Origin of the sequence: Corynebacterium sp. S5S1 (genome assembly GCF_001913985.1) — a bacterium.
GTDB lineage: Bacteria > Actinomycetota > Actinomycetes > Mycobacteriales > Mycobacteriaceae > Corynebacterium > Corynebacterium marquesiae.
The window spans coordinates 1-12,812 of record NZ_MKXT01000005.1 but is presented as its reverse complement, the minus strand read 5'-3'; the positions used below and the strand labels follow the sequence as shown (position 1 = coordinate 12,812).

Below are 12,812 nucleotides of genomic sequence, written 5' to 3'. Positions count from 1 at the left end.
CGCATCGTTTAGTGTATTTTTCCACATTTTACACATGATGCATGTCCGGGCAGGCTAAATGATATGACTCGAACGCGGCGCGCAACGGTAGCCATGCTCCTTGTAGGCTTGGCTATATTCTCCAGCCTGTATTCCACCCAAGCCATTCTTCCCACGCTGGTACACAACATGGGGCTTTCTTCCACTGAAGCGGCCATGACCGTATCGGCCGCCACGGGCGCGCTGGCCCTATGCGTGGTGCCCGCATCGATTCTCTCCGAGCGTTTCGGCCGCGGACGTATTCTGCTCATTTCGGCCGTTGCCGCGACCGGCGTGGGGCTCATTGTGCCCCTCGCCCAGGAGGGGTGGCAGCTCATCGCGGTACGCGGCCTGCAGGGTGCGCTGCTGTCCGGCGCCCCCGCCACGGCAATGGCATGGCTTTCTGAAGAACTCGATGACAAAGCCCTGCCGCGGGCTATGGGCCTATACATTGCAGGCACCTCCGTCGGTGGCCTTACCGGCCGCCTCATTCCCACCGGACTGGTGGAGATTTCCACGTGGCGCTGGGCGCTCTTCGGCTCGGCGCTGGTCTCACTCGCCTTTGCCATTACGTCTTGGCTGCTACTTCCTACCCAACGCAATTTCCGGCCCAAATCCATCCATCTCAAGACCGAAAGCCGGGCGCTTTTGGGCCATTGGGCCAACCGGGATTTGGCCTTGCTCTTTCTCACCGCATTCCTGTCCATGGGCACGTTTGTCTCCATGTATAACTTCTTAACCTTCCGGCTCATCGATGATTTTGGTCTGGCCCCTTCGCTAGCCGGCTTGGCCTTTTTGTTCTACCTCACCGGCACATGGTCCTCAGCGCGGGCAGGTTCCCTTGTCGCACGCATAGGCCATGGGAAAACCCTATTCGCCTCTGCCGTGCTTTTTGCCCTTGGCATCGCGCTGTGCGCCGGCAACCTTCCGCTGACGCTTCTCGGCATGATCGCCTTTACCGTGGGCTTTTTCGCCGTACACTCCACCGCCTCCGGGTGGGTGGGCCAGATCGCCACCCACGACCGCGCGGAGGCTTCTTCGATGTATGTGTTCTGCTATTACTTTGGCTCTTCTGTGGTGGGCGCATGTGCCGGCCTGCTTTTCGACGCCCTATCGTGGCCCCTCTTCATTGCCTTCTTCACCGCCGTAGCCCTCGCCCTTACTGCACTGACTTGGACCAAGATTAAATCCGACTAAAATCGGTTTTATGCCTGAGAATAAGTGGTCGGCGCGGACATGGCACCGCAAGGCCTCCCGTCCCGTATCCCTATGGATGATGGTTTTCATCCTCGTGGGGGCAACGCATACCTTGGTCCCGAACTACCGGTGGGTACTCATCCACCTATTCACCCTCGGACTGGTGAGCAATAGCATCATCGTGTGGTCCCAGCACCTAACGGAGAAATTCACCCAACAGCGCCTCCCCGAATCCGCTCGTCCTGCCCAATTGGCCCGCATCTATGGCCTCAATGCCGGAATCATCCTCGCGTTAATCGGTCAAATCCTCATGGAGTTCTGGTCCCAGCACTGGATTGTTACTCAGGTGGGCGCCACGCTCATTGCACTGATGATGCTCTGGCATGCGGCATCGCTCTTCCGGCAATGGCGCGGTGCCAAAGATAAGCGCTTCCGCCCCGTAGTGGGCGCTTATGTTCTTTCCGCCCTGTGCCTGCCGGTGGGTGCCATCTTTGGCGGGCTGCTGGCCGTCTATCCCGGCCATCCCACGCTGCTACTCGCCCATATCGCCGCCAATATCGGCGGATTCATCGGCTTGGCCGCGGCCGGTTCTCTCACCATCCTTTTCCCTTCCATCTGGCGCACCCAAGGTATTAATCGCCATATGCAATCCTCCTTTGTGCTGCTCGCAATCGGTGTGGTTGCCACGATCGTGGGCGCTTTCCTCGGCTTCCCCGAGTTGGGACTTATCGCCTACTGCTGCGGTTGGGCGCTGAGCTTGCAGCAGTGGCTCGCTAATGTGCTGACGGTGGCTAAGGACCCGCGCGATCGCATCACCTTTTCCTCGGTCTCCGTGCTCATGGCCTCGTTATGGCTGGTGCTGTCTTTGGTGTACTACACGGTGCAGCATTTCTTTATGCCCGAGCCGGCGCTGCCCACCCTCGCCTTGCTGGTGGGGTTTGCCGGTCAACTGCTCATCGGTGTGATGAGCTACCTCCTGCCCAGCACCATGGGTGGCGGTCCCGCTGCCGTCCGAGCGGGCTTGCAGCAACTGGACAAACTCGGCCTCCTGCGCGCCACCTTCGTCAACGGTGGGCTGCTCATCTGGATCGGCACCGATATTTCCCTGCTTAAGGTGGTCGCCTCCCTCCTGTGCATCCTGTCCCTGGCGGTCTACCCCGTGCTCATCGCCCGGGCGGTGAAGGCCCAGAAGCAGGTCCTGATGAAAAAGGCGGAGGGCCCGGATCCGAAGCCGGGGCCAGAGTGGAACCAGGTCTACGCGGGGATAGCGATTCTCGCGGTCATCTACGCCCTATTTACAGCGCTGTAGTACCCGGCGCGCCGGCGTCCATCCACTCGCGGACCGCGCGCGTGGCCTGAACATCGCCGGAGTTATAGTCCAGCAAGCGCTGCCGCGCCACGAGGTCACCGGCTAGCGCCTCGCGGCGCGCGTTCACGGATTCTTCACCGTCGAAGTCTTCTTCTGGCCAGGTAAAACCCGCTTCCGGGGCGACTACCTTCAGGCCTAGGCCGAAGGGGCCGGCGAAGGATCGTTTGACGTGGGCGAACATATCCACCCACTCCGGTGAGGAGATAAACTCTTCTACTTCCCGCTCATCTACCTCGCGGAAGCGCTGCGCGGACATGCGCATCCAATGGTTCTCACCGTGGGACGAGTAGCAATATGCAGCAAAGGTTTTGCCCTCCGCATGGGCTTGCGCACGCACATCCATTAACCAGCGCCAGAATGCTGCAAAGTTCTCTGCCTCGGCGCGGCCGCCCAACGGTTCCCACGTAACAAACGGGACGTAGTTACCGTCGTGCCACGCTCCCCATAGATACGCGCCCTGGTCCAGGTAGGCTTCCATATCCACGTCTACCTCCACGTCTGCGCGCGGGACCTGCACGCCGCCGCGGCGCAGCAACACTTCCCCGGTGCGCCAGGCAGCAGCAAGGCGGGAGGGCTCGCCCAGGTCGGCGTCGATAAGCGCCTGCACGGTAGTAATCCCGCGCTCGCGATAAGGCTTAGCGCGGTCGCCGGATAGGAAGAGCGAAATATCATCCGCCGCCACCAGCTCTTGCTCGCACAAAGACCAAAAGCGGCAGCTCGCGCACTCCTTGACTCGCACCGGGGCGGTAGGAAGCGGCTGATTCCAGGCGCGTTCCAGATCAAACTTGGCTGTTTCCGTAAAAAATGCCCGGGTGCGGTCCTGGCCGATGGCCCCGCCCCGGCCGGAATCGAGCCCGAGATCCCGCAAAGCACGGGCGGCAAACGCTAAACGGTAACCATCTACCGCATGATGGCGCAGCTTATACGGCGCCTCGAGCGGCTCGCTCAGGCCCAAGCGATGGGTAGGCACCGCCGGCGTCGTCTTGGTGCCATTCTTGCGGGCCACACGGTGATTGGACACGATAATCGGGGTGTACTTATCGCCTTCGCGCAGAAGCAAATCTACGCGCACCATCCACTCCTCGGTGGCGAAGACCGCGTTGGTGATGTGCGTATACCCGGAAGCTAAGGCCTCAAGGGTGCGCATGGAGCGCTCCCACTCATCGCCTTCCAGATCGATGCGGCGAAACCTGCCAGAGCCCTTGCGGGGAAACATCTCCATGACGGCCTCCACTGCAGCCGCGTGGCGCTCCGCCCGGGCAATCGAGGCATGGGTACGCGGCATCTCGGGGTGCGCGCGCCGCTGTACTAAGCGGTAGCGGCACCCCACCAGGTCCGAAGCAACAACCACATCCTCCACACCGGGTGAGCTTAATAGAACGGCAAGGTAAAGTTGAATCCAGACTCGATCAAACGTGAGGGAAATTTAATGAGCATTCTGAAGAAAGTTAAAAAGGCCCGCCAAGAAGCACGCGCACAGGCAAAGGCCGCCAAAACCCGCGCCAAGGCAGAGGTAAAGGCCCAGTCTAAGGACCGCCGCCGCCAGCAAAAGCTCCTGGCCAAGCAGGAAAAGCACCTCATTAAGTCGGAGGAAAAGGGCCTCAAGAAGCGCCGCAAGCATGAGGAGAAGATGGCCAAGAACGAGCTAGCCAAGCTCAAGGCCGGCCGCTTTAACTCCGATAACGTCAAGCGCTATGCCGGTGCATTGCGCACCGCCGCACCCCTGCTGCTGCCGCTCCTTTACCGCGGCTACGTGGGCCTGAAGACCGAAGGCGAAAAGCGCAAGGCCGCTAAGGCAGGCGTGAGCTCGGAGCAGATGGCTTCCTTCTCCGGCTACGGTGCGCCGCTCAAGGCCCGCACCGCCGGCATCCGCAACTCCCTCGATAACACGGACGTTCCAGCCGGCTTCAAGCGCGATGTGCGTGACCGCCTGCAAGAAGTAGACTCCGCCATCGATAATGCCGAGTTCATGACCGAGCAGCAGCGCCGCCGCGCTCACAAGACCATTAGCTCGGAAATTGACTCCATTACTGCGGAAATCCAGCAGCACCTGGCCCAGTAAAAGAGCTACACGCCGCCACCGCCCCCTATTCGGTGGTGGCGTTTATTTATTTTCTATAAAGATCCGGGATTTTTCGGGAAAAGTATTTTCGGCCAGAAAAAGTTGCTGATACTCTTCTAACCGCCCTACCCCTTTAACACCGTTTATGCTCTCTGTGTTTGGTGTGCAATTTTTAAAATTGGAGGAAATATGTCTCGCCGTGAAGTGACCCAATTTTACGACGACTTGGACCACACCCTAATCCCCGAAGATCAGCTAGAAGTCGTTCGCTTCAGCGTAAACGGTCAAAATTACCTCATCGATCTCTCCGTGGATAACGCGCGTCACTTCCATAATCTTCTGGCCCCCTACGTGGACGCCGCCCGCATTGCCCCGGACATCAATGCACAGCGCGCCAATCCCAGTCAGATCCGCGAATGGGCCCGCGCCCAAGGGCTACCAGTGGCGCACCGCGGAAAAATCCCGCAGGACGTCATCGAGGCGTATAACGCCGCTAATTAAAGCACGCCCTGCTCGCGGGCGGCTGCCACCGCAGAGGTGCGCGAGCGCACACCCAATTTGTCATAAATGTGCACAAGGTGGGACTTTACCGTGGCCTCAGACAGCATGAGGTCTTGGCCAATCTGCCGGTTCGACGCCCCCGCTGCTACCAGCTGCAAGACCTCGAGCTCACGCGGCGTGAGGGAGGTGCGTGGCGTACGCACGCGAGTCATCAGCCTATCGGCCACGATGGGAGATAGCGCCGAATCACCCTCCGCAGTCGAGCGCACTGCGGACAGCAGCTCGTGCGGTGGTGCATCCTTGAGCAAATAGCCCACGGCACCGGCTTCGATAGCGCCGAGGATATCCGCATCAGTGTCATAGTTGGTGACCACGAGGACCTTGGGCGGGGTGGCCATCGCGGAGCGAATCTGCGCGGTTGCCTCCGCGCCACCCATAACGCGGGTCCCCTCCACGCCCGCGCCGAAGCGCAGGTCCATCAATATGACATCGATGCCGCCCGCCTGCGCTGCCGACACCGCAGCTTCGGCCGTAGCGACCTCCCCTACGACGTCGATATCCTCTGCCCCCTCAAGCACGGAGCGCAGACCCAGGCGGACGATTTCGTGGTCATCTGCCAGTAGGACCCGAATCACGACATTCCTCCTATCGATGTCATTGTCAACCAAAAGTTTAATCTACCCGGTTGCCTAAGGGCATACTAACTGACACGGCCGTGCCCTCCCCCGGCGCGGATTCAATAATGACCTCCCCACCTAGCTCTTGTGCACGGCGCCTAATTGCGGCCAGCCCAATATGCCCCAGTCCAGCCGGGGTACTTTCCACCGCGGTCGGATCAAAGCCCTTGCCGTTATCCACCACATCCAGGCGCACCTCATCGCCCTCATAGGTCACCGTGATCCGGGCGCGGCTTGCCTTTGCATGCTTGACGACGTTCCCCACAGCGCCCTGCGCAATCCGCAGCAGCGCCGCCTCTACCTTCATGGGCAGCTGCTGTACCTCTCCTTCGGATTCCACCTCGACGTGGATATCTCCGGTAGCACCGAAATTGTCCGCCATACGGGTCAACGCGGCCTCAAGGGATGCCTCATTGAGCGTCGGCGGCTGCAAAGCGGCAATCATTGCCCGCGCTTCGTGCAAATTATCCGCGGCCGTCCTGCGGGCCAGCTCGATGCGCTCTCGCGCTTTGCCCGCGTCCTGCTTATCCAGATCACGGTCCGCCGAATGCAGGAGCATTTGAATGGAAGACAGCCCCTGGGCAAGGGTGTCATGAATCTCGTGCGCAATGCGCTGACGCTCGGCCACCATGCCGGCATCGCGCTCCGTGGCTGCCAGCTGCGAACGGGTTTCAATCAACTCTTTATTCATCCGCGACAGCGTCCGGAAGGCGTAGGTGATCGCTATGGTCACCAGCGCCGAGACCGCCGGCCCCATGACACCGCCGAAGGTCAGGCCCTGCGGAATCTGCACCACCACGGTGATGATCGAGGCAACGATGACGCACGCGATGCCCGCCGCCATGTCCAGCACCGTAAGGTACAAAAAGAACATGGCGAAGACCAGATAGATTGCCGCTGGGGCCACGAACAGATCCGCAACCCACAGCACCGAGAGTATGCACAACCACAGGTAGCGCACAGGCTGGGCCCAATATTCCCCGTATACCGAGCCTGCGAAGTACACGGCCGCAAAGCCCACCAAAAGCAGCAGGTTGATGATCGCTTGCGAAAGCGGCATCCGCGCGGAGGTAAAAATGCCCACCACCAGCAGGCCAGCGGTCAGGATATGGATGCCGGTGCGCAACGCATCGGTATCCCGGTCTATTGTGGAGCTCATGCGCAAAAGCCTACTTCCCCTACTCGCTCTAGCCACTTTTGGGATCGTCGGCTGCGATTCACCCGCACCCACCCCTGCACCAACTACTACGGTCGCTCCGGAGGCTTCGGAGTCACCGGAGGTTAACGTCGCCCAAACTGCGGAAGTCAATGACTGGAGCGATTGCCCCTACATCGGCCCCGGCTGGCTCGAAGAAACCAACGGACAGCGCCTGACCAAGCAGGGCATCGACACGCGCTTTCCCACCCCGGCCTGCGTCTTTTGGTCCTACCAGGACGAGCCACAGGCCACCGTCATCGTGCGCGATATGCCCACGGTCGACGACGCCCGCGCCGCAGTGGATTGGGCCGCGCCTATCGACGCCACTGAACCGGCCTCCTTCGACGGCTGGGAAGGCGGCCGGGGCGTGGTCAATGAGCACGCCGTGTACGCCGTACAGAAGGACACGCACGCGGTGCTGGTGTGGAGCAACCAGCAACAAACCGTTAAGTCAGAGCAAATCGCCCACGAAGCGATCGCCAACTTGGGCCTTTAAACCGCGACGTCGTTATACGGCATCATCGGCGACAGCCACGGGAATACAACCTCCATGAGTAGGAAGAAGACTCCCACCGCAATAGCAATGGCCAAGATAACTTTCACCGGCGTCGGCCCCGGCAAGAGATTCCACAAAGCGCGATACATTATTTCTCCTCTTTTTCCACTTCCATAGCGTGCACAATCATGCGCTCCGCGTTGGAGAACTGCGGGTGGCACGTAGTCAAGGTCAAGATCTCGCGGCTCGGTTCGGCGTCCGACTCTGGCACGGGGTTGGTCACCGAGACGTCGCCAGGCGTCGTAATATGCCGACCAGCCACATGGGAATACTCCGGCGGAATTCCATTGAAACAGTCCGTCTGCTCGCCATCGATGGGCAATACGCGATAGGTAATTCGCTCCTTGTGCGTCTCCACCACGATGTCATCGCAGGTCTCTAGCTTGCCCAAGTCATTAAAGGGAGCTCCTTTGCCCACGCGGTGGCCCGCAACCGCAAAATTGCCCATCTCTCCCGGCATCTGGGAATCCTCGTAGCGGCCCGGGCCGCGCAGCAGGTCATCTTCATTAGTGCCCTCAATAATGGCGAAGCGGTAGTCAGAACCGAACGTGGGAATATAAAGCTGCGCGAACGCCTCACCCAACTCCGGCTCTAGCTTCTGCCGGGGATTTCGCCATTGCTCTTCGAGGTGGGCGCTCGCCTCCTCCTGCAGCTGACCGGATTCTACATTTGTCCAATAGGCTTCATAGAATGCAAAGAGTAAAAGAACCACGCCAATGGTTAGCATGAGTTCCCCAAGAACTTTAGTCATGCCTTAAACCATACTGCCCATGAAAGGTTAAGCATGTACGAAGTCTTCATGTACCCAGTTTCCGGAATCATGAAGTTCTGGCACTGGCTCATCAGCAGCTTCGTCGGTGAATCTACGGCCTGGCTGATTTCCATCATCTTGCTGGTTATCACCGTGCGCGGCATCGTTGTTCCCCTGAACTGGATTTCCGTACGCTCCGCCCGTATCGGCGCACTCATCCGCCCGGAGAATAACCGCATCAAAAAGCAGATGAATAACGCCACCACCACCGAGGAGATGGCGGCGCTCATGCAAGAGGAAAAGAACCTCATGAAGAGTTATAACTACAACCCCGCAGCTGGTTGTGTCCCCCCGCTCATCATGATTCCGGCCTTCATCGGCCTTTATCAAGTGCTCCTGCGCATGTCCAATATTGAGAGCGGCTCCACCACCGTGGGCATGTTGAATGCCTCCGATGTTTCGGCCTTCCGCGAAACCACCTTCTACGGCGCTCCGCTGACGGATTTCGCCCGCGAGCACGGCGACCTCATCAACCCCATCCTCATTGCCGCCATCGCCTTTACCATGGCTAATTCCGTCATTTCCCTCGTGCGCAGTTTCCGCACCACTCAATTTGATCAGAACGTCAACCGCCGCGTCTTCATACTCATGGGCTTTTTGCTGTTGGTAATCCCTTTCTTCCTGTGGCACCTAGCCCAAACCGGACCTATCCCAGTAGCAATCATTCTTTACTGGGGCTGCGCCTATCTCTGCACGTTGATCCAAACCGCTATCTTTGAGATCATTTTGCACCGCGACTACCCGCTTACTGAGGATGTCCACGCTATGCGTCGCGAAAGCATTCGCCGCTGGCGCAAGCGCGAAAAAGAACCCGCCCTCTCCAAGGAGGAGAAGAAGCGGGTCAACCAGCTACGTATGGAGGCGCGAAAGTACCTTAAATCGAATAATCAGCAGGGGGAGCAGAAAGCATCTGAGTAGCCAGGTCGCGGGCCGTCTGCAGCGGCCCAATCTCCTTGGTGAGCCGAGCACCCGCACGGCCGCCATCCAAGAGAATCAACAGCTGGCTCGCCTGCGAGGACGATGGGTAACCATTGCGCTCAGTTAGCAAAGCCGTCAGAGTGGAATGCACCCAATTACGGTGTTCAACGCAGGCTGCCACGATACCGTGTTCCGCCTCGGTTTCGGGGCGCGGATACTCTCCTGCCGCATTCAAGAAGTGGGAGCCGCGGAATTCCTGCGTGGGTTCTTCCTCGATCGCCTTATCAAAAAAGGCCAGGATCTTTTGATCCGGATCCGTCATCTCTGCGGTACGCTGTTCCCAATCTTGGCGGAACTTCTCATCCAAAGCTTCTACATAAGCGATAACGAGCGCGTCTTTGGAACCAAATAAGGAGTACAAAGAAGCTTTAGCCACATCTGCCTCGCGTAGGATGCGGTCAATTCCGATAACGCGAATGCCCTCGGTGGTAAAAAGCTTGGTCGCCGATTCCAGCAGCCGGCTGCGCGGGCTGGGCCGATTACGGCGCGACTTCTTCTCTGCCATGGGTTCCTCTCTAAAACGACAAAGCCGGTTCATCTATACTTTATAGACAAACCGGTTTGTACGCGAATTAAATTCGGGCTACTTCTTGATGAGCCCCACGATCCACAACAGGATACAAGCACCACCCGTAGCGGCAATCAAGGAGAAGATCCATCCACCTTCCTCAATATTCAGGAAGTGGATAATCATGCCACCGATGACGCCACCCAGCACACCAACAATAAGGTTGGTCAGCAGGCCGTGGTCGCGCTTCATAATCTTCTCTGCCAGCCAGCCGGCAATGATACCAATAACAATCGAGCTAATAAGCCCCAGACCCAAATTCATGTAATCCTCCTAAAATAGCGGGTATACCTTAGCGTACACGAGGGCATACTACCTAAGGCGGCTCCACACAACAAGAGCGCTCCGCCCTTGTGGGCGAAGCGCTCTATGAACAGCAGCTTTTAGTCTTCCTCATCCGGACGGACAACCATCATCGGGCACGGTGCGGACTGCAACAGTGCGCGAGAGGTCGAGCCCAAGAGCATGCCTTTAAAGCCGCCACGACCGTGCGAACCAACAACCAATAGCTGCGCGCCTTCTGCAGCCTCGGTCAAAGCGCTCACTGGACGGTCACGGGTAATGAGCTTCTTTACCTCAACCTCTGGGTATTCTTCACGCGGCTCCTTCAGATTCTCGGTCAGAAGCTCGCTCTGCTCCTTTTCAATATCAGCCCACTCGGACTGGGCGGCCGACAGACCCGCCAAGGAAGCCTGCACCTGCATATCCATCCAAGTATGCACGGCAATCAAAGCAGCACCGCGGGCCTGTGCCTCTCGGAATGCGTAAGAAGTAGCTTTCTGCGATACCTCGGAACCATCCACACCAACGACGACAGGGCCGTACTTGGTGGAGTCCGTAACATGATTATCCTCGCGAACGACGACCACCGGGCAAGAGGCGTGCGATACAACCGAAGCGGAGACAGAACCCATCACCATGCCGGACAGGCCACCCATGCCGCGGGAGCCCATGACGATCATGGTGACATCGTGCGACATTTCTAGCAGCATGTCGATCGGGGAGCCCTCGGCCACAGTGTGACCAATCTTCAGCTCTGGGGCTACCTCATGAGCGATGGCGCGAGCTTCCTCGATCTTCTCGAGGGTCTCGGCCTGCAAGTCGTCGAAAAGCTCCTTTGGCGGAACCATGCCCTCTGCGTACAGGAACTGTGGCATGGTGTAGCTAGATGCGATCCGCAGTGGAATCTCGCGCTTCATAGCCGTATTTGCGGCCCAACGTACTGCATTCTTCGATGCATCCGAACCGTCAACGGCAACGACTACAATGTCTTCCTTAGCCATGATGTGTCCTTTCGGTGGTTATACCTTAATTGTAGTACGGATTAGGCTTGAGGGTTGACGGTTGCAGCCTCGGAATTCGACGGGAACATAACGGTGTACACAAACTCCAAGACGGTGCGAATTACGGCACCAATACCTTCAGAGAAAAAGGCAACAACCGGTTCAATGAGAGAGTTAAAATCCATGGACAAAACATTAATACATCGCCGAAAAGGTTTCACGCCTTTACCGATTAAAGACGGGCTGAATCCAACCCGCGTGCGCACCTCCGAGGCGGGCATAACGGCCTGGGAATTTCTTAGTGCAGTCATTTCGGCACAACGCCACCGACACCCCGACGACGACGCCTCGGCACTCCAGGTGCGTTTCGACTCCGGCGAGGTAGTACTACGCAATCAAACCAAGCTTCGACCCGACTCCATATTAAGCAACGACGAGGACGTCTTTTTCTATCGCATACCGGCACCCGAAACACCGGTGCCTTACGACGTTCCCATCCTCTTCGAGGATGAACATATCCTCGTCGCAGATAAGCCACCGTTTATGGCAACCATGCCACGCGCACGCCACATCGTACAGACCGCTACAGTCCAACTACGGAGAATGACAGGTAACGACGAGCTTGCCCCAGCGCACCGCCTAGACAGACTTACCTCCGGAATTTTGCTATTCACCAAACATCGCGAGGTTCGCGGCGCCTATCAAACCCTCTTCGCGGAAAAGAAGGTGCAAAAGACCTATCAGGCGATCGCCGAATACCGCCGCTTTCCGACGCCCCTCCAGTGGGCCTCCCACCTCACCAAAACCCCAGGCGAAATCCAAGGACGAATAGGCGATGGCACCCCCAACGCTTTTACTACTCTGGCCGCAGTAGAACTAATAGACAACGCCCCGTATGAAAGGATCCATGGCGCCCTGCCGCAATTAGGGAAATACACGCTTAAACCCACCACGGGCAAGACCCATCAATTGCGTCTTCACATGTGGCAAGCTGGAATACCCATCCTAGGTGATCCCGTCTATCCAGAAATCTATCCTGAGGACGCGGAGGATATGCGGATCCCAATGCATCTCACGGCAAGCCACATCGAATTTACTGACCCGCTTAGCGGGAAGTACCGGGAATTCGAGTCCGCCCTTCCTCTCTACACGCACCGCCTAATCGACCACACATAGCCCTCATATTGTGTAGACCGTGAAACTGTCACGTGGCGAAAGGCAGAACCAAAGCGGGCGCTATTTACCAGTGGATAACGGAAAGTCGCCGGACCAGACCTTGTGTGTAGATCCCAGAAAGAGCCTGCCGGGAGCGGGGACGCAACCAGCTGCGAGTCCTAAAGTGTGCTCCTGGGGCGCCTAATGCCTTTAAGCTTCAGCGACGACCAAAGGCGGCGGCATACAGCTCGCCACGACTCCCGTCGTGTGGCGTCTGCTGCGGCAAAACGTAAAAAGAGAAGGAGACGGTGGTTGACCGTCTCCTTCCCTGTTGTTTCTGTATTTTGTTGTTTGTTGTTGTTTGGTGTCGGCGGTGACTTACTCTCCCACAACCTCCCGGTTGCAGTACCATCAGCGTGTGCAGGCTTAGCTTCCGGGT

The 12,812-nt window shown here is 58.2% G+C and carries 16 protein-coding genes and 1 rRNA gene; 7 read left to right on the top strand and 10 right to left on the bottom strand.

What is annotated here, in order from left to right:
- The first annotated feature begins 63 nt into the window (after window positions 1-63).
- Complete coding sequence (locus tag BKN05_RS02630) at window positions 64-1,215, top strand: MFS transporter (protein ID WP_049377507.1); 1,152 nt, start codon at window positions 64-66, stop codon at window positions 1,213-1,215.
- Window positions 1,216-1,225: 10 nt separating this feature from the next.
- A complete protein-coding gene (locus tag BKN05_RS02625; protein WP_080970383.1) occupies window positions 1,226-2,524 on the top strand; it encodes a copper oxidase in 1,299 nt (432 codons plus the stop codon).
- On the opposite strand, the gene BKN05_RS02620 is transcribed toward BKN05_RS02625, so the two are convergent.
- Entirely contained in the window at window positions 2,511-3,944 is a 1,434-nt protein-coding gene (locus tag BKN05_RS02620) for a TM0106 family RecB-like putative nuclease (protein ID WP_193393061.1), read from the bottom strand. The genes BKN05_RS02625 and BKN05_RS02620 overlap by 14 nt on opposite strands.
- Before the next feature lie 69 nt (window positions 3,945-4,013).
- Between BKN05_RS02620 and BKN05_RS02615 the strand changes: the two genes are divergently transcribed.
- Together BKN05_RS02615 and BKN05_RS02610 are read left to right on the top strand one after the other, a co-directional pair.
- On the top strand, window positions 4,014-4,646 hold the full coding sequence (locus BKN05_RS02615; protein WP_049377505.1) for a DUF6474 family protein: 633 nt from the start codon (window positions 4,014-4,016) through the stop codon (window positions 4,644-4,646).
- 189 nt (window positions 4,647-4,835) lie between these two features.
- On the top strand, window positions 4,836-5,147 hold the full coding sequence (locus BKN05_RS02610) for a histone-like nucleoid-structuring protein Lsr2 (RefSeq protein WP_049377504.1): 312 nt from the start codon (window positions 4,836-4,838) through the stop codon (window positions 5,145-5,147).
- Here the strand turns inward: BKN05_RS02610 and BKN05_RS02605 are convergent.
- Together BKN05_RS02605 and BKN05_RS02600 are read right to left on the bottom strand one after the other, a co-directional pair.
- Entirely contained in the window at window positions 5,144-5,782 is a 639-nt protein-coding gene (locus tag BKN05_RS02605; protein ID WP_040425341.1) for a LuxR C-terminal-related transcriptional regulator, read from the bottom strand. The two genes, BKN05_RS02610 and BKN05_RS02605, sit on opposite strands and share 4 nt — an antisense overlap.
- Before the next feature lie 37 nt (window positions 5,783-5,819).
- Window positions 5,820-6,983 carry a sensor histidine kinase gene (locus tag BKN05_RS02600; RefSeq protein WP_049377503.1) on the bottom strand — a complete coding sequence of 388 codons (1,164 nt, stop codon included), beginning with the start codon at window positions 6,981-6,983 and terminating at the stop codon, window positions 5,820-5,822.
- Between BKN05_RS02600 and BKN05_RS02595 the strand changes: the two genes are divergently transcribed.
- Window positions 6,982-7,518 carry a DUF2020 domain-containing protein gene (locus BKN05_RS02595; protein ID WP_049377568.1) on the top strand — a complete coding sequence of 179 codons (537 nt, stop codon included), beginning with the start codon at window positions 6,982-6,984 and terminating at the stop codon, window positions 7,516-7,518. The genes BKN05_RS02600 and BKN05_RS02595 overlap by 2 nt on opposite strands.
- Here the strand turns inward: BKN05_RS02595 and BKN05_RS02590 are convergent.
- Together BKN05_RS02590 and BKN05_RS02585 are read right to left on the bottom strand one after the other, a co-directional pair.
- Window positions 7,515-7,667, bottom strand: coding sequence for a hypothetical protein (locus BKN05_RS02590; protein WP_049377502.1), 153 nt, complete (start codon window positions 7,665-7,667; stop codon window positions 7,515-7,517). The two genes, BKN05_RS02595 and BKN05_RS02590, sit on opposite strands and share 4 nt — an antisense overlap.
- Window positions 7,667-8,329, bottom strand: a complete 663-nt coding sequence (locus BKN05_RS02585; RefSeq protein WP_049377501.1) for a class E sortase — start codon at window positions 8,327-8,329, stop codon at window positions 7,667-7,669. The genes BKN05_RS02590 and BKN05_RS02585 overlap by 1 nt, the downstream gene beginning before the upstream one ends.
- 33 nt (window positions 8,330-8,362) lie before the next feature.
- Here BKN05_RS02585 and yidC point away from each other — a divergent pair, with 33 nt between their 5' ends.
- Window positions 8,363-9,307, top strand: coding sequence for a membrane protein insertase YidC (gene yidC, locus BKN05_RS02580; RefSeq protein WP_049377500.1), 945 nt, complete (start codon window positions 8,363-8,365; stop codon window positions 9,305-9,307).
- On the opposite strand, the gene BKN05_RS02575 is transcribed toward yidC, so the two are convergent.
- From BKN05_RS02575 to BKN05_RS02560, 4 genes are all read right to left on the bottom strand, one after another.
- Window positions 9,264-9,872 carry a TetR/AcrR family transcriptional regulator gene (locus BKN05_RS02575; protein ID WP_049377499.1) on the bottom strand — a complete coding sequence of 203 codons (609 nt, stop codon included), beginning with the start codon at window positions 9,870-9,872 and terminating at the stop codon, window positions 9,264-9,266. The two genes, yidC and BKN05_RS02575, sit on opposite strands and share 44 nt — an antisense overlap.
- A gap of 78 nt (window positions 9,873-9,950) precedes the next feature.
- Window positions 9,951-10,199, bottom strand: a complete 249-nt coding sequence (locus BKN05_RS02570) for a GlsB/YeaQ/YmgE family stress response membrane protein (RefSeq protein WP_049377498.1) — start codon at window positions 10,197-10,199, stop codon at window positions 9,951-9,953.
- Window positions 10,200-10,318: 119 nt separating this feature from the next.
- A complete protein-coding gene (locus BKN05_RS02565) occupies window positions 10,319-11,218 on the bottom strand; it encodes a universal stress protein (protein WP_049377497.1) in 900 nt (299 codons plus the stop codon).
- 41 nt (window positions 11,219-11,259) lie between these two features.
- Window positions 11,260-11,403 carry a hypothetical protein gene (locus BKN05_RS02560; RefSeq protein ID WP_005325337.1) on the bottom strand — a complete coding sequence of 48 codons (144 nt, stop codon included), beginning with the start codon at window positions 11,401-11,403 and terminating at the stop codon, window positions 11,260-11,262.
- Here BKN05_RS02560 and BKN05_RS02555 point away from each other — a divergent pair.
- On the top strand, window positions 11,384-12,394 hold the full coding sequence (locus BKN05_RS02555; protein WP_080970382.1) for a pseudouridine synthase: 1,011 nt from the start codon (window positions 11,384-11,386) through the stop codon (window positions 12,392-12,394). The two genes, BKN05_RS02560 and BKN05_RS02555, sit on opposite strands and share 20 nt — an antisense overlap.
- A gap of 344 nt (window positions 12,395-12,738) precedes the next feature.
- Here the strand turns inward: BKN05_RS02555 and rrf are convergent.
- Window positions 12,739-12,812: ribosomal RNA gene (rrf, locus tag BKN05_RS12695) — 5S ribosomal RNA — on the bottom strand; the annotation flags it as partial.